At 41.8% G+C, this 18,089-nt stretch carries 12 protein-coding genes; 7 read left to right on the top strand and 5 right to left on the bottom strand.

Going from position 1 to position 18,089, the window contains the following annotated elements; all coding sequences use genetic code 11:
- The first annotated feature begins 124 nt into the window (after nt 1–124).
- From AC21OG_RS12135 to cobA, 4 genes are all read left to right on the top strand, one after another.
- Complete coding sequence (locus tag AC21OG_RS12135; RefSeq protein WP_487377143.1) at nt 125–2,197, top strand: bifunctional protein-serine/threonine kinase/phosphatase; 2,073 nt, start codon at nt 125–127, stop codon at nt 2,195–2,197.
- Between the two features lie 164 nt (nt 2,198–2,361).
- Complete coding sequence (locus AC21OG_RS12130) at nt 2,362–3,831, top strand: NAD(P)/FAD-dependent oxidoreductase (RefSeq protein WP_487376859.1); 1,470 nt, start codon at nt 2,362–2,364, stop codon at nt 3,829–3,831.
- Nucleotides 3,832–3,833: 2 nt separating this feature from the next.
- The gene (locus AC21OG_RS12125) at nt 3,834–7,322 is read left to right on the top strand and encodes a molybdopterin-dependent oxidoreductase (protein WP_487376858.1); all 3,489 of its coding nucleotides are present in this window, start codon (nt 3,834–3,836) and stop codon (nt 7,320–7,322) included.
- Between the two features lie 195 nt (nt 7,323–7,517).
- Nucleotides 7,518–8,474, top strand: a complete 957-nt coding sequence (gene cobA / locus AC21OG_RS12120; protein ID WP_487376857.1) for a uroporphyrinogen-III C-methyltransferase — start codon at nt 7,518–7,520, stop codon at nt 8,472–8,474.
- 314 nt (nt 8,475–8,788) lie between these two features.
- Here the strand turns inward: cobA and AC21OG_RS12115 are convergent, their stop codons facing one another.
- The 3 genes from AC21OG_RS12115 to AC21OG_RS12105 form a co-directional block, all read right to left on the bottom strand.
- Complete coding sequence (locus tag AC21OG_RS12115) at nt 8,789–9,175, bottom strand: hypothetical protein (protein WP_487376856.1); 387 nt, start codon at nt 9,173–9,175, stop codon at nt 8,789–8,791.
- Between the two features lie 153 nt (nt 9,176–9,328).
- Nucleotides 9,329–9,670, bottom strand: coding sequence for an AzlD domain-containing protein (locus AC21OG_RS12110; protein ID WP_487376855.1), 342 nt, complete (start codon nt 9,668–9,670; stop codon nt 9,329–9,331).
- On the bottom strand, nt 9,667–10,515 hold the full coding sequence (locus AC21OG_RS12105; RefSeq protein WP_487376854.1) for an AzlC family ABC transporter permease: 849 nt from the start codon (nt 10,513–10,515) through the stop codon (nt 9,667–9,669). The genes AC21OG_RS12110 and AC21OG_RS12105 overlap by 4 nt, the downstream gene beginning before the upstream one ends.
- 206 nt (nt 10,516–10,721) lie before the next feature.
- Between AC21OG_RS12105 and AC21OG_RS12100 the strand changes: the two genes are divergently transcribed.
- Nucleotides 10,722–12,179, top strand: coding sequence for an SLC13 family permease (locus tag AC21OG_RS12100; RefSeq protein WP_487376853.1), 1,458 nt, complete (start codon nt 10,722–10,724; stop codon nt 12,177–12,179).
- 92 nt (nt 12,180–12,271) lie between these two features.
- Here the strand turns inward: AC21OG_RS12100 and AC21OG_RS12095 are convergent, their stop codons facing one another.
- Both AC21OG_RS12095 and AC21OG_RS12090 read right to left on the bottom strand, forming a co-directional pair.
- On the bottom strand, nt 12,272–12,742 hold the full coding sequence (locus AC21OG_RS12095) for a Dps family protein (RefSeq protein WP_486546521.1): 471 nt from the start codon (nt 12,740–12,742) through the stop codon (nt 12,272–12,274).
- Nucleotides 12,743–13,254: 512 nt separating this feature from the next.
- The gene (locus AC21OG_RS12090; RefSeq protein WP_487376851.1) at nt 13,255–13,917 is read right to left on the bottom strand and encodes a YcxB family protein; all 663 of its coding nucleotides are present in this window, start codon (nt 13,915–13,917) and stop codon (nt 13,255–13,257) included.
- A gap of 411 nt (nt 13,918–14,328) precedes the next feature.
- On the opposite strand from AC21OG_RS12090, the gene serS reads away from it, so the two are divergent.
- Nucleotides 14,329–15,615, top strand: coding sequence for a serine--tRNA ligase (serS, locus tag AC21OG_RS12085; RefSeq protein WP_487376850.1), 1,287 nt, complete (start codon nt 14,329–14,331; stop codon nt 15,613–15,615).
- Nucleotides 15,616–15,829: 214 nt separating this feature from the next.
- Nucleotides 15,830–17,830, top strand: coding sequence for a transketolase (tkt, locus tag AC21OG_RS12080; protein ID WP_487376848.1), 2,001 nt, complete (start codon nt 15,830–15,832; stop codon nt 17,828–17,830).
- The last annotated feature ends 259 nt before the right edge of the window (nt 17,831–18,089 follow it).

Here is an 18,089-nt window from a genome sequence, read left to right as displayed (position 1 = left end):
GGAGTAACAGTTGAATAGTAGGAACAGTCGTCCTGATCAGCATAATAAGACGGAAAACCAGTCTAACAATACAACAAGCCACCAATTTGCTTCGCAGGCAAGTTGGTGGCTTGATTTTTGGTCAATGGCAGGACGTAAGTCTGAGAATCAGGACAGTATGCTGATTACCAATTGTGTGATGAATGAAGATTGGCAAGGTCCAGCACCTCTTTTAGTACTGTTATCAGATGGCGTGAGCGCCTGCCAATTTCCAAAGCAGGCCAGTAGACTAGCGGTACAAACAGTTGCAGAAACCGTGGTCAATCAGCTACCTGATATCATTGAGCAAACTAATCATTCGACCAGTTCTGTACAAAGTGGAACCGGATTATTAAATGATGAGTATGTCGCAATAATGCTGAAGCAGGCCGTCAATAACGCCAATGATGCGATGTATTTCTCACAGGTCTATCAACGCGTGCCACCCTTGTTGTCAACTTTGTCGGGTTTGCTGTGTATCAATGACCGTATACATCTATTTCACACAGGTGACTCTCGAATATATCGACTGGGTGTCAATGAATTAACTATATTGAGCCATGACCATCGTATTCACAAAGGTCAAGATAAAGGGGCTTTATCGGCAGCTTTGGGTGCCGATACGACGGTGCATTTACAACAAGATGTGTTTACTTTACATCAAAATGAATATCTCGCCATCATGACGGATGGGGTCTACGAGTTTATCGAGTCATCGGAGCTGCAGTATGAAGTCAGTCAGTCGCTTTCGAGTTTAGAAACGACATTAACTAATGGTGAGTTTGAATTTAGCGCCGATTCATTTGATCACTATATTCAGCATTGGCAATTAAGTCGACGATTGTGTGAGCATGCGTTAAAAGAGGGCAGTAATGATAATCTGAGTATGATCATGCTAGGTATGCTCACCCCAGCCGCCACTTATCCTTTGATGGTAAACCCGAAGAATCAACCGCTAAATAACCCCTTGGCTACTGATGCTAAAAATACAGTGGCTGCTAACAGGACGTTGGAGGATAGTGTGGGCAATAACAGTACGCATCAGAGAAGTCCTAAAAATAGCATTGACGAAAGTGCTTACATACCACCGCCAACTCAAATAGCAACGCCTCCGCAAACCTCTAGCTTTAAGTTACCGAGCGGTTTTGAGATAGGTGAATCGATTGACGGGTTCAAAGTCACTAAAATTATCGCTCGTACCGCTCGCAGTGAAGTCTATTTAGTTGTGGACAGTGAGGGGCATGAATATGTGCTTAAGTCGCCCAGTATTAATACGGTTGACGATGGAAACTACATTCGTGATTTCTTAAAAGAACGTAAGATTGGACTAAGCTTATCCAAAAATCGCCGAGCAGGGGAGTCTTCTTATAACCAAATAGACCCTAATAGCCCTGTTATTAATAATGTGCACACCAAAGAGACAAAGGAGGGTCAGCAGTCAAACTCAACGTTCAGTGACTCAGGGTTACTTCGCTATTATCCCGTTCCAGCAAGTACCCTATATTTATATCACTTGACCGAATACGTTGAAGGCGAAAGTCTGAGAATGTTTATAGAGCGCAATGCGCCTTGTGATATTTGGCAAACTCATGACTTATTAACGAAGATTGGCATGGCAGTTCGGGTGATGCATCGAAACTATTTATTGCATCAAGATTTAAAACCGGAAAATATATTGTTGACCAAAAGCGGAGCGGTCAAGTTGATCGACTTTGGCTCAGTAAGTTCTTCAATTTTAAAAGACAGTACCCGTCCGCCTGTTGGTGATTTACACTACGCTGCACCTGAATACTACACGGATGCACCAAAAGGGGTGCATTCAGATTTATTTTCCATAGCGGTTATCGGCTTTGAGTTATTAACGGGCGAGTTGCCGTTTACCTCGCAACAGCTTATGTCGCCAACCAGTGCGCTGAAAGTGCCAACAGAATTACTACGTAAGCAAAACGTACCGTTTTCTAGCCAGCAAGCGCTATTGCGAGCTATGCACCGTAATACCAATGTTCGTTACCAAGCAATCGGTGAGTTTCTGCAAGAGTTCAATCCAGATAATATGGCCTCAGTAAATGATCCTGAACCGTTGATCAAACGTCATCCCTTAATGGTATGGCATGGCATTTGCTTGATACAAAGTGTCATTATTGTTTTTTTAATATTTAAGGTTTTAGCAATCCACTAAATTTTGCTAGCCGTACTTTTTATAATCACAATGTTTAATAAGCGAACGTTTTTCCAACCGAAGCTTTGTTAATTCGCACTTTTCATAACCATTTTTTTAATTGTAATTTCAATCGTCCATTTTATGTCTGCACACATTGCCACCACAATGGCTAAGGTCTTCCCATGCCAGCTCAAGTAACTGCTAGCTCAAATCCGCAACTTTCTGATAACTCACTCAGTATTAATACTATCCCCAATGCTATCTCTAGTGGCATTGTGATTGTGGGTGCGGGTATGGCAGGCAGTCGTTTGGCCATTAAGCTGGCTACTTTATGGAAGCAATGCAAAGGGGTAAACCCGGAGATTACCTTAATTAGTAAAGAGCCTCAAGTAGGTTATAACCGTATTATGTTATCTCCAGTGCTGGCAGGAGAGACCTTATTTGAAGACACTTATTTGTATGACAATAGCGAATACGAGCGTTTAGGAATCAAGATATTAGCGGGCGTTTGTGTGGATACTATAGACACTGCTAGCCAGCAGTTAACTTTGAATAATAATGATATTTTGAGTTATGACACGCTTGTTATTGCCACCGGCTCTACTGCTCGGGTGATTCCCTTTCCGAACCATGACGCCAAAGGGGTGCATGTGTTTCGGGATGCAAGTGATGTCGCTGTGTTAAGTGACTTTGCCAAACAGGGCAAAACGGGTTTGGTGATTGGCGGTGGTGTGTTGGGATTGGAGGCGGCCTGTGCCTTGGCATCTCAAGGTGCGCGTATGAGCGTTGTTCATGTGGATAGTTATGTCTTAAATCGACAGTTGGATCAGCCTGCTGCCTTAATGCTACAAAATGAACTTACCTTACGTAACGTCGGACTAGAAGTGTCAGCGATGTCTACGACTATTGAAAAAAATGATGTCGGAGAAGTTACAGGGTTAAGCCTAAAAGATGGTCGAACATTACCGGCTGACTTTATTGTGATGGCAGTGGGTATTATTCCTAATACTAAGCTCGCCAAAGACAGTGGGATTTTGGTCAATCGTGGCATAGTGGTTGATGAGTATATGCAGACCAACTGCAACAACGTTTATGCCATTGGTGAATGTGTTGAAATTAATGAAGAACTCTTTGGCATGGTGTCCTCGGTCAATCAACATGTCGATACGCTTATCAGCGTTTTATGTTATCCAGATAATCAAAAAAAGTGGCAACCGTTTATCAGTGTGCCATTATCTTTAAAGCTAAAAGTGTCGGGTATAGCCGTATTTTCAGCAGGACAAATTGAATTTGAAGATGATGAGATTGATGAGATTGAGCGTGTCATCTATCGGAACTTAGCGCAAAATCATTATCATTGTCTGTATATTAAGGACAATGAGCTGATTGGGGCAGTGCTTTATGGAGAAACCAGTGATGGCAATTTTTACAGTCAGTTAATTAATGATAAAACGGATGTATCCGGTTTTAAAGACTCATTAATATACGGCGCTGCTTATTGCCAACCTATGTTAGATGAGTCCACGGGTGAGCCGTTAACAGAAAACATGAATGATAATTCACTAGTAAACCAAGAAGATAATAATTTAAACAGAAAGGCCACAACAAAAAATGACGCTTCAAGCAGTCAAGCTGCACGGGAGCCTGCATAGGTATGAGTAACACAAACCGTAGCGATACTATTGATGTTTTAAATAACAATCTACAAACCTATACCACCAGTCCGAAGCATATCTCTACACTAGTTAATAATGAGAGCACCAACTTTAGCGAGAATAATATTAATACCAGCCAACATAATCCAGCCAGTTTAATTCCGATAAAGCTTATCAATGAAGATAATCCATCTTTAAGTGCTGATTCAAGAAGCGCGGAGCCAAGCGGCATAAAAACAAAAAATGTAAAAACAAGAAACGAAAGGACAAGAAATTATAATACGGATAAGTTGAAAACAGTGAAAACCACGTGCCCATATTGTGGTGTTGGCTGTGGGGTATTAGCGACTATCGATACTGTAAATGGCAATATAAGTGTTGAGGGTGATCCTGATCATCCTGCCAATTACGGTAAGCTGTGTTCGAAGGGTAATAACTTAGCCCAAACTTTAGGTACTGAACGACGACTCCTGACGCCTTATTACCAAAATAAAAAATTAAGTATGCAGTTGCCCTATGCCATTACGGGTTTATTAAATGAGCCTTTAAATGAGCCTTTAAATGAGCCTTTAAATGAGCCTTTAAATGACGAAGCAAACGAGCCATTTAATGATTCTCATGAAAATAGCCTAAGCAAAGAAATCCAACCCTCTAATTGGGAGCCTATCCTAGACGATATTGCAGATCGCTTATCAAAAACCATCGAACAACATGGCCGTGATAGTGTGATGCTATATGTCTCAGGCCAGCTATTAACTGAAGATTATTACGTCGCTAATAAGTTTATTAAAGGCTTTATAGGCAACAACAATATCGATTCCAACTCACGATTATGTATGTCCTCCGCAGTGGCTGGGCATAAACGAGCTTTTGGCGCAGACTTAGTACCCGGTAGCTATACCGATTTTGAAACTTGTGATTTATTAGTACTAGTCGGCTCAAACATGGCGTGGTGTCATCCAATCTTATTTGGGCGTTTTTTAAAAGCGAAACAAGACAACCCTCATAAGAAGCTGATTGTGATTGATCCCCGGCGTACAGATTCGTGTGAGTTTGCAGATTTACACCTGCCTTTAGCACCAGGTACAGACACGCATCTGTTTAATGGTCTACTCAATTATCTAGAGACAAATGGATATCAAGATGCTGCCTATGCAAAGCAGTGTCTAGGCTTGAATGAGGCATTGGCCTCCGCAAGGTCATGGGATATTGAGTCCGTCGCCAAAGCTACCCAGCTTGATACTGACACTATCGAGCAGTTTTATGATCTATTTGCGAATAATGCCAAAACGGTTACTGCCTTTAGCATGGGGGTGAATCAGTCAAGCTCAGGTACCGACAAAGTTAATGCCATTATTAATACACATTTGCTGACTGGTCGGGTGGGAAAAGAGGGCGCCAGTCCATTTTCATTGACCGGTCAGCCTAATGCAATGGGCGGGCGAGAAGTAGGCGCTTTAGCCAATCTATTGGCAGGACATCTAGAGCTTGAAAATGCGGATCACCGTCACGCCGTAGCCGACTTTTGGCAAGCCCCTCAAGCTATCGCACCCAATGTGGGCATTAAAGCGTGCGATGCTGCTGATGCCATATTAGATGGACGTATCAAAGCCATTTGGATTATGGCAACCAATCCAGTGGTCAGCTTACCTGAAGCGGATAAATTCCGTCGGGCACTTGCGGAGTGTGAGCTCGTCATTGTGTCTGAATGCTCAAAAGACAGCGACACCATTAAGTGTGCCGATATCGTTTTGCCGGCTCAAGGCTGGGGCGAGAAGTCAGGAACTGTTACTAATTCTGAACGACAGATTTCACGTCAGCGTACGTTGATGCCTGCTGCTGGAGAGTCAAAGCCTGATTGGTGGATCATATCGCAAGTTGCCAAACGCATGGGATATGCAGGGTTTGACTACCAGAAACCTAGTGATATATTTACTGAACATGCGGCATTGACCAGCTATCAACAAGATAACTATCCCAGACAGTTGGATTTATTGTCAGAGCTGTCATCTAAAGTTGACGCTAATAACGAAAGCAGTTTTTTAAATAACGAGAGCAATGCTTTATCTGAAAACCAATATGATGCCATGCTACCGTTTCAATGGGGTGGCACTCGTATTGACGTGGTGGATAATAACTTTAAGCATGATACCCCTCGATTTATTACTATCAAACCACCTGAAGAAGCAGGGGCAATCAATAGATTTACCTCTAAACAGGATAAACTGAACCCTACCGAAGTCAAAGCTCAAGCACAGACCATTAATAGCACTCAGATCCGCAAAGATATAGACGAGTTAACTACGTCTTCGAATATGTCAGCTAATAATGCCATCAATTTACGTCTTATTACAGGTAGACTACGCGATCAATGGCATACCATGACCCGCACTGGTCTGGCACCAAAGCTTAACCAACAACAAACCATCCCAACCATAACCTTACATCCTAAGGACGCAGAAACTCTAGGCGTCGTTGATCAACAGTTTGTGTCCATTTCTCCTGAGTCTCCTTTTGAGTATGAGATACAGTCGTCAACTGAATCGAAAGCATCCACGTCCGCTATTGCGCAAGTTGAAACCAGTGATGAGATGCGCAGCGGCGATGCCTTTATGCCGATGCATTGGAGCAATGCATTTGCCAATCTTGCAAGAGTAGGCGTATTGATACCGACTAAAGTTGACCCTATCTCATCGCAGCCTGAACTCAAGAACTCAGCTATAACGGTCAAACCCTTAATCATGAAAACGGTTGGACGTTTGCTGGTGCATCCAGATTGGTTAGACGCTGTTTTGGTGCAATTACACGTTTTATCAGCTTCGATGAACTTTAGTGAGCAGGGTGTGTCTTCAACGGAATTACCCAATATAGTCTGGAGCCTGAGTCGCCAACAGGACAGCATCTTAATTAATATCGCCACTTCAAAAGAGTCGGTCAGTTCAGCTTGGTTAACCTCAACCTTTTGGCAACAGTTTTTCGCCTCAGTTGAAGAATTAGCAAACGGTGAATCTTCTGACTTAGAAATTAGATCAATTGGTAATAACAGCTTGATTGCTAACGCTAGTTTTATAGAAAATATCAGTTTTATAGAAAATAAAAGGGCCAAACAATTTCGTATGGTGGTTATTAATGACGCCAATCAGCATAGCAAACATGGACTACCTGACCAACCGCAATTAATGCTAGCGGTATATATCGCGCCAGAGTATGACCAGCTTCCGAGCACGCATTGGCTAAATGAGTGCTTTGTCGATATGAGTACTGTACCTTCAACGAAGTGGTTGCTGGCTGGTCGTCCGGCAAGTGGTTATGTTGATCCCGGACCAATCGTCTGCGCGTGTATGGGAGTCGGGGAAAATATAATTATTAATACCATCAAAAACGATAAGGCGACAGATGCAATTACTGTTGGCAAATTATGTCAAGCAGGCACCAATTGCGGCTCATGTGTGGGTCAAATCAATGAGCTTATTAAAGAATATGCGTAAACTTAATAGATTTGAAGGGTGTTATGAGCGGTTGGCATATCAATTGCAGCTTATAAAGTACTGACACTGAAATGACACTGAAATGACGCTCAAATGTAATTATCTGATTCAAATGTTAATTTTGTCAATATTAAATTGCCTTGGGGCGTCAGTGTTCAGCCATTTATATGTTATACGCCAGGAGCGCCGCCGAGCATGACCGATTCAATACTTTCTAATATTTCACCCTTATCAGACGTTTCTCTAACATCTCAATCCTCTTCGTATACGCTAAGTGATTGTCTACACACGTATACTGCTAAAGCATCACAGAAACAGGCTCAAAAAGGGGCAGTGTATTTAGTTGGGGCAGGATCGGGTGATCCAGAGCTATTGACCCTAAAGGCGTATCGGGTGATGCAGCAAGCCGACGTGGTACTTTACGATAGCTTAGTGTCGCAAGACATCCTTGATATGTGTTCGCCACAGGCTAAAAAGATATTTGTTGGCAAAAGACGGGACAATCACGCCCTGCCTCAGCAAGATATTAATCAGCTGTTAGTCACTCATGCTCAAGCTGGCAAATGTGTCGTGCGTCTAAAAGGCGGTGATCCCTTTATATTTGGTCGTGGTGGCGAGGAGCTACAAACTGTCGTTAAGCATGGGATTTGCTTTGAATCTATTCCGGGTATTACCGCTGCGAGTGCTGCCGCCAGTAGTACTGGTATTCCGTTGACCCATCGCGACTGCGCACAGTCGGTCAAATTTATCACGGCGTATAAAAAGACCAATGCACCGAATGAGGACTTCTCAGAAATGCTAGATCCGACACAGACGGTTGTGTTATATATGGGGCTTAATCGTTTGCAGAGCTTGACGCAGGGCTTAATGCAAGCGGGTCGTGAACCAAAAACGCCCTTTGCGCTTATTAGTCATGCCAGCCTGCCAACCCAACAAATCTTAGTCGGCACGCTAGAGAGCATCACGGCTCAGCAGGCGACAGCGAATCTTCCCACGCCTGCTTTATTGATCATGGGCGATGTGGTCACGCTTCATGACCAATTAGCGCCTTACAATTTGGCCTATCGTCAAACGCCCCCTATTTCAGTAGACTTGCCAGTGGTTTTGCCAGTAGATAACGTCCAAAATACAGCGTGTGCTGCCTCGGTTTAACCCAATAGTATCCTGTATCAATAGTTGTAGCCCATCCCGCTTTCCACTTGTATCTGCCAATTTGAGCGAGGCGTTGGCTACCGTTTGGGCTGTCGCTTGCTTCGCGTCGCCACCCCAAACTTAGCCACGCCATTCGCTCAACTTAGCAGGATACCGCTGCAATCGGGGCTAAACCGCACTATCTTTTATCGCTAAGTTAATAAGTTTTCGATTCAATATACTTTTAAATAAAAAGAGCCCGTTAATAATAACGGGCTCTTTTTATTGTGAAAGTTCTGCAAACGTCTATAGAGGTTACGACGTTTAAAAAAACTTTATTTAGTAAAGCTGGCATAACACGTCTGAAGAGATTTTGCGACGACTTTAGTCACCAGTTGCGAGCGATATTGAGGGTCAATCGCTGCATTGGTCAACTCAACCACCGTCACTTGTTTTGGGGCTTCTTCGCTGACACACCCACAAATTTTAGTTTTAGCAGCTTCTTCTTGTTCTGAGTTCATAGCAACACGAGCAATACGCCATGCGTTTTGCTTTTCAAGCTCATTGCGACAGGTATTATCGACAGCTGCTTTAAAAATATTCATGCCAACATTGGTTGCGGTACCCACAGTATTGTCTGAATTATTAGGCGTACCGGTTGTGCTACATCCAGATAGAGCAAGCATTGCTAGCAAAGCGGTTGCGGAAAAAATGTGTTTCATAAAAGAATCCATAAATAGATATTAAATTTAAGACCTGTATTGATAAACCTAAGGAAGGAAAATTTCACTTTAGTCTAAATAGCCAATGATAGGCTTTAATACAGGTTCAAAGGTGAACGATATCAACCCTCATAGTATGACAGTGAAAAACCATTATGCCAATCCATAATAGCGCATAATATAGAAGCCTAACAGACTGATAATGATTACCAAAAGGGTATAGCGTACGACCATACTCAGTACAATAGCCAAAAGACCGCCCCAAAAATAGCTACTATTAAACAATTGGCTATGCGATGTCTCGTCCAATCCCGCCTGAAACATAATGGGTATAAACATAGCGGTTAAAATACAAGGCGCCGTAAATACCAAAAGCCTTCTTGCTTTTGGGTGCAATCGTATCTCAAATGACGTGGTGAAGAATATATAGCGAACGCTAAAGGTGATGACTGCCATCATGATAATCGCTAGGGTAAAACGAGAAGGTGCTATCATGATTTTGGCTCCTTACTCGGTTTAGCGTGATCACCCTCTTCACTGGTTTTAAAATTTGCTTTTTCGTTAGTATTAAGATCAGCTGGTTCGCTGGTTTTTAGATTTGTGTCGGAGTCATCGTTGTTGACGTCTGTAGACCTATCATCAAAAGCCGATAAAAAACCACCTACCGCCATACCCATGAGAGCAGAAAACATTAGACCATTACTCATATTCATTAATTCAAACACATAAGCGCTGATGGCACTGACAATGACTGCCACAGCAATCGGTCTCGTTTTTATCATCGGAACGACCATCGCAATAAAGGTCGCAGCTATTGCAAAGTCAAACCCAAGTTTTTCAATATCACCTAATAGATGAGCGGACAAAATACCCACCAAGGTTCCAATATTCCAAATCGCATAAAACACCAATCCCGCTATCACTGCATACGCATAATCAAACCGCCCTGTTTTAAGTTGCTCCGCCTGAGCGACCACAAACATCTCATCTGTGAGTAAAAATGCAAAAAGCACTCTTTTATAAAAGGGTAGAGGCGTAATCTCTTCTTTATAAGTTGCTGAATACAATACATGACGCACACTAATCATAGTGGTGCTGTTAAGTAAAGCCAACCAGCTACCCATACTGCCTAATATAGCAATACCAGAGAGTTGAGTGGCACCAGCAAACACAATCAATGACATCAGCTGCGCTTCAAAACTGGTTAATCCAGCCTCAATGCTTAAGGTGCCACATAATATTGCCCAAGGTATAACCGACAGTGACAAAGGTAATATTGCCAATGTCGGCGACAGCAAACGATAGTTAGTCTTTAAAGACTTTGAATGAATAGTTGACATGATAAGCTCAGTTTTAAATCAATCGTTCAATAATTTGCTTTTACATTTTGTAATATAAGGATACAATTAAGATAGATTGCTAATAAAGTAGCATATATTAAACACTACGTATTCACTTTTAGTTTAATTTTTTATCTTAATCAGATGTCTCACCATTATAGTTTATTTGAATGTTAGTGGGTCAACTTAGCTAAAAAGGACGTTCTATGTCAGACTCAAATATGAACCCAACACCTAATAAAGTCCCAGTGGAAAATTTAGATAGCCACTTACCAAATGATGGCAACGAATATCTTTTTACAGATACGTTTCCAAAGGGAACCTTCAAGGGATTGATTATCACTGCGATTGCAGCGGTGGTCAGTATCATACTATTTTCAATTTTACCATTTGATATCAATGTCAATAAAGGACTGGCATTATTAGTATTCATTGGTGCACTGTGGCTTAATGAGGCCTTACATGTCACTATTACCGCGATATTAGTGGTGGTCATCGGTGTGATTATTGGCATACCAGATTTTGATACGACAGCAGCGCTATCGAGTTTCTCAAACCCCCTAATATATCTGTTCTTTGGTGGTTTTGCGCTAGCTGCTGCGCTTCACGTACAAAAGCTTGATGCTAAAATTGCACTTAAAATAATTGCCTTATCCGGAGGGCGACTTTTTAATGCGGTCATGTTGCTATTTGTCGCCACTGCTTTTTTATCCATGTGGATATCTAATACGGCAACCGCTGCAATGATGCTGCCATTGGCCATCGGTATGTTAACTCAAGTCGATAGAGAAAAGGATCGTGGTACCTTTGTGTTCGTCTTATTGGGCATCGCTTTCTCAGCCAGTATCGGTGGTTTAGGTACCATAACGGGATCACCACCCAATGGTATCGCTGCCGAAGCGTTAGGTATCGCTAACATCGATTGGATGAAGTTTGGTATTCCGATGGTGTTAGTCTTACTACCGACCTTAATTGGTGCGATGTATTTTGTTCTGAAGCCGAATCTTCACATTGATTTTAAATCTGTTGCAGCCCCTGCTATTCCTTGGACTAAGCCAAGAGTATTGACCATTCTTATCTTCGTTTTAACGGTATTGGCTTGGTTGTTTAGTAAAAAAATAGGCGATACGTTCGGGATATCTAAAACAGATACCATTATTGCTTTAAGTGCAGCAATAGCGGTCGTTAGCTTAGGGTTAGTCTCGTGGAAACAAGTCTCTGATAACACCGATTGGGGCGTGTTAATGCTGTTTGGGGGTGGTATCGCTCTGTCAAATATATTAAAAATATCAGGGGCATCCGTTGTAATGGGTGAAACTGTGGCTCATGCCTTGGCGACAGCGCCATTATTCTTAATTTTATTAGCTATGGCATTGTTTATTATATTTCTAACCGAATTTGCGTCAAATACCGCTTCTGCGGCATTATTGGTGCCTATATTTGTAGCCATTGCTGAGCAGATGGGTATTCCAACAGAAGTGCTGGTATTGATTATCGGTATTGGTGCATCCTGTGCCTTTATGCTACCCGTTGCCACACCGCCAAATGCGATTGTATTTGGTACGGGTTTAATCAAACAGTCTGAAATGGTTCGGGTTGGCATCGTTCTAAATATTATTGCCTCAATAATAGTGGCAGTTTGGGCTTATTTTATCCTGATGTAATTACTGGATGAATTTAATGACAATAAAAGGCCCCTTAATCTTCTGATTAAGGGGCCTTTTTGTACGCTTATTTAAGCCTATAGATCAATTAATTAACCTAAGAATGCATTGTACATCCAAATAAGTTTTTCTTGTTCTTGGACATACTCATCTACTAAATCAGCAGAACCTTGATCTTCAGCTTCTTCAGCGATTGCAGACACTTGACGTTGTTCTTCGATAAGGGCCTGAAGACCAGATACTACACCTTTGACACACTCTTTACCGTTGAAGACACCTTTGTCTTCTTTGATACTACTGTTCTGAGCAAAGTCACTGTAGGCATGTAATGGTGTGCCGCCAAGTGTTAAAACACGTTCCGCTATTTCATCAATCTGAACTTGTAAGCTAGTGTATAATTCTTCAAATTTCTCGTGTAATGAGAAGAAGTGCTCACCTTTTACATTCCAGTGATAGCCACGTACATTAATATAAAAAATATGATAGCTTGACAATAAGCCGTTAAGCTTGTCAATAACCGCAGTCATGTCTTTTTTTTCTAAACCGATTTGATTGGTAGTCATAATTATTTTCCTTGTAAGTTAGTGAGTTTTTATAAGTGCAATAAAATTTAAATAATAAAGGTCATGAGTTCATAACCTATCGACGGTTATTATAGTAACAAAATGCATTGTATAAGTTAAACAAATCGTTTTAATTATTATGATAAGTTAAATTAAACTTAAGATAGTTTATTACCATTAACAATAAAAGTTCATATATAGCTAAAACAACGGTAAATCACTTGATAACGTTTAGCCAATTCATACTTAGCTAATATACGCTTACTTATAAACATCATCATCGTAACCATTTGATCGTAAGCATTTGAATGAAGAGCATTTTTAAGCAAACATTGTTATCGATGCCTAGAATAGAATAGCCATCATACCCAAAATAATAGGTAGGGTTAAGACACGTTTACAAATAGTAAATAAACATTTGTTCTCTAATTTTTCATTAAGTGCTTATGTACTTATTAAGGTTAAATTAAAGTTATGAAGGTTAAATTAAAGTTATGAAGGTTAAATTAAAGTTATGAACGCCCGAGGGTCTCTGGTTGTAAACCGCGAATAGGCACCACCTCTTGCAGATGAGTGCGAACGGTATCAACAGGAAACCTATTGGCCTGCAAACGTTTAGGTATGATTTGACTGCCTTGCTGGCCCTTCATTTCAAATAGCATAAAGATATAGTCATCGGTCTCATCCCAGCTTTTTACTGACGTCCATGGAATAACCGCCTGCTGAGTATTAGCAGCGCGCATCTGCATACCGCGCATTGCTTTTGACATATTGGGTTGTAAGCCAGCATTTGGTGCTGGCATGGCCATAATTAGCCCATGTTTTTGCACGCCAAGCTTCAGCTGTTTCATCTCTTCAGGCATTTCTTGTTCAGCCATTTGCTTTTCAAATTCTCTTTTGACATACCATTTCATACCAATGGTGCGAACCAGAAGATAAGCCACCACCAAAAACAACATCAAATAGAAAATAAAAGTAGAATAACCCGTGACATATACCAATCCAACAATAGCGGCAATCACCACAATGCCCATAATCACCCATTCTTTAACCTTAATATTCTTTAAGCCAAATGAAGGGTTTGTTTGTTCAAATAATTCGAATTGTGCTTGGTGAAATTCTTCTTCAGTAAGATTGATTTCAACAGGTTGAAGGGTATAAGGATAGAGAGCCATATAATTACTCGAGTAGAATAGATTATTAAATAAATTAAATAAAAAAGTTTTGATGACACAACGTAGAGTCACATTTTTAGTGTCACCATTATAAAGCTATCTTACCGAAAAGTGAGGCTAATTGAAACGTTTACCCAGCAAGTTTAGAAGATAAAAGGCTTAGATTAGATGTTATAAATAAATTGACTGTTTATTGACGTTTTTACATGGTCAAAAATGCTTGGTCTTGTTATCATAGGCGAATTGTAAAATTGCTCATTTATCTTAAATTACGCGCAAAACCGATAACTAACGATTACGAATAAAACAACCATTTTAAATAAAATAACCATTTTGCATAAATCAAAGAAACGAACTTATTTAAAACAAATCAATCTATTCAAAAACTAAGTCATTCTATAAAGGTGCTGCATGATAGATCCTAAGTTACTACGTCAAGATTTAACACAATTGAAGCAAAAGCTTGCCACACGAGGCTACGAGTTAGATGTGGACTTTTGGGAAGAGATTGAATCGCAGCGTAAATTGTTACAGGTTAAGACTGAGGATCTGCAAGCACAAAAAAACTCAGGCGCTAAACAAGTCGGACAGCTTAAGAAAAATGGCGAGGATGCCACTGAGCTATTAGCCAAAATGCAGACGATTAGCAGCGATATGAAGCAGGCTGAGGAAGACCTAAAAGCGCTACAAGATAAGATTAATACTGCGGCCTTACAAATTCCAAATATTCCCGCTGACGATGTCCCAGTGGGTGAGTCTGAAGAGGACAATGTTGAAGTACGCACGTGGGGCAGTCCACGTCAATTTGATTTTGATATTAAGGACCATACCGATATTGGTGAAGGGTTGGGTCAACTTGATTTTGAGACAGCCGCCAAAATTACGGGGAGTCGCTTTAGCGTCTTAAAGGGTCAACTGGCTCAATTACACCGTGCGCTCATTCAGTTTATGTTAAACACGCACACCGTGAAATATGGCTATACCGAATGCTATGTGCCTTATATTGTAAATTCAGACAGCCTACAAGGTACAGGACAGCTGCCAAAATTTGAAGAAGATTTGTTCAAATTGACCAACCATACTAATAATGACGATATGGGCTTTTATCTTATCCCGACCGCTGAAGTACCCATGACCAATTTGGTGCGCGGTGAGCGATTAGAAGCGAGTGAATTACCCTTTAAGTTTACGGCGCATACCCCTTGCTTCAGAAGTGAGGCAGGCTCGCATGGCCGTGATACCCGTGGTCTAATTCGCCAACATCAGTTTGAAAAAGTTGAAATGGTGAACATTGCCACGCCTGAACAGTCCGATGAACTGCTTGAACAAATGACAGCGCAGGCTGAATATATCTTGCAGCAATTAGAGTTGCCTTATCGCGTCGTCAAGCTATGTACCGGTGATATGGGCTTTAGTGCGCAACGCACTTATGACATCGAAGTATGGTTACCGAGTCAAGAGACGTACCGTGAGATTTCAAGCTGCTCCAACTGTGGTGACTTCCAAGCCCGCCGTATGGGAACCCGTGTTAAAGATGGCAAAAAGACCGAACTTGCGCATACTCTAAATGGTTCTGGTCTTGCAGTAGGACGCACGTTATTGGCCATTATGGAAAACCATCAAAATGCCGATGGTAGCATCACCATTCCTGAAGTATTGCGTCCTTATATGGGCGGTGCTGAAACAATTTCAGCGTAGTTTATCGTTTGAAAACCCTTACGTTTATGTTTAATTTTGCGATATGCCTATTCGCAGTCGTATTAACTGTTTAAGATTTAACCTATTTTTTGAAAGTGTCATTTAACCTTGAATGACTCTTTCATTTATTTATTGATTATTTATTGTTTTGATCGTTCTACACTCCCTTTTCATTTTTGAGTTCTAATAGACCACCAACACCTAGGATTTTTTTATGTCAACTCCAATATCTGAACGCAAACTCGCCAATGCCATTCGTGTTCTTTCTTTCGATGCGGTTCAAAAAGCCAATTCGGGGCATCCGGGCGCACCGATGGGTATGGCAGACATTGCAGAAGTATTGTGGCGCAAATTTCTAAAGCATAACCCTGCTGATCCACACTGGCCAAACCGCGATCGTTTCGTGCTCTCAAACGGTCATGGCTCTATGTTGATCTATTCACTATTACATTTAACCGGCTATGACGTCAGCATTGATGACCTTAAAAACTTCCGTCAATTGCACTCAAAAACGCCAGGTCACCCAGAGTATGGCTACACCCCAGGTATTGAAACGACCACAGGTCCATTAGGTCAAGGTATTGCCAATGCTGTCGGTTTTGCTATTGCCGAAAAAACATTGGCTGCACAGTTCAACCGTGACGGTCATAACATCATCGATCACCATACCTATGCCTTCTTAGGCGATGGTTGCTTAATGGAAGGTATCAGCCATGAAGTATGCTCATTGGCAGGGACACTAGGCCTCGGTAAATTGGTCTTTTATTATGATGACAATGGTATCTCTATCGATGGTGAGGTAGAAGGTTGGTTCACAGATGATACGCAAATGCGCTTTGAAAGCTATGGCTGGCAAGTCATCAAAGTGGACGGTCACGACACTGATGCCATTACCAAAGCAACTGAGCAGGCGCTAGCAGAGACAAGCAAACCTAGCTTAATTATTTGTAAAACCATCATCGGTGTCGGTAGTCCTAACAAACAAGGCAAAGCGTCTAGCCATGGTGCACCACTTGGGGATGATGAGATTGCCTTAACCCGAGATGAGCTCGCTTGGAAACACGCTCCGTTTGAATTAGATGACGAAATATATGAAGCGTGGGATGCCAAAGCCAAAGGCGATGTTCAACAAAAGAACTGGGAAGCTGACTTTGCAGCCTACCAAAAAGCCTATCCTGAGCTTGCTGAAGAATTACAACGTCGTCTAAGTGGCGAGTTACCTAGCGACTTTGAGCAAACAGCGACCGACTACATTAAGCAATGCCAAGAGCAGGGCGAAGACGTTGCTAGTCGTAAAGCCAGCTTTAACGCCATTAACACTTTCCAACCTTTATTACCTGAATTATTGGGCGGTTCTGCGGACTTAGCAGGCTCCAATCTAACCCTATTCAAAGGCGCTAAAGGTATCGAGACTGACGCAGATGGTAACTACATCTACTATGGTGTGCGTGAATTTGGTATGACGGCCATTGCCAACGGTATCGCTTTACACGGCGGCTTCATCCCTTACGTAGCAACTTTCCTCATGTTTATGGAATACGCGCGTAACGCTGTCCGCATGGGCGCATTAATGAAGCAGCGCGTCATTCATGTTTATACCCATGACTCAATCGGACTGGGTGAAGATGGCCCGACCCATCAACCTGTTGAGCAATTGACTAGCCTACGCACTACGCCAAACTTATATACATGGCGTCCATGTGACACCGTAGAGTCTGCTACCGCTTGGCGTGAAGCACTACTGGCATCCCATAATCCGAGCGCCTTAATCTTTAGCCGTCAAACCCTACCGCATCAACAGCGTGACAGCGAGCAAGTGACAAATATTGCCAAAGGTGGCTATGTATTGGCAAAAGAACAATCAGAGCTTCAAGCCATTATCATTGCTACAGGGTCAGAGGTTGGCTTAGCGATGGATGCGTATCAAACGCTAAGCGAGCAGGGTATCGGTGTCCGTGTGGTATCTATGCCATGTGCTGAGATGTATACACAGCAAGACGCCGCTTACCGTGAGTCTGTATTGCCATCCAATATCTTAGCCCGTGTTGCGGTCGAAGCCGCACACGTTGACTACTGGTATAAGTTTGTCGGTCTTGACGGCAAAGTAATCGGTATGACCACTTATGGCGAATCTGCACCAGCCGGCGAATTATTCAAAGAGTTTGGTATTACCAGTGATGCCGTAATAGAAGCGGTTACTGATTTAGTAAAATAACATTATAAAAGTTTGGTAGGTTGGGTGAAGCTTGCGACACCCAACATTAAAAAAAGAGTTGTCAGATAACCTGGCAACTCTTTTTTTTAGTTTATTGGTACGTTTATTGGAGCTAATCTCGCTTGTATGTTAAAAAAGCCATAGATAAGTGTTAACCTTAGCTATGGTAGCAGGTAGAGTGAGCTAGTGATCTCGCTATAGCCAAAGAGCTCGACGCAAAGATAAAGCCCTCTACCTGTATTTCTTTAGATTGAATGGT

This window comes from Psychrobacter sp. CX5, assembly GCF_057621535.2.
Note: the sequence above shows the minus strand (reverse complement) of the source record. Positions and strands in the feature narration are given on the sequence as shown.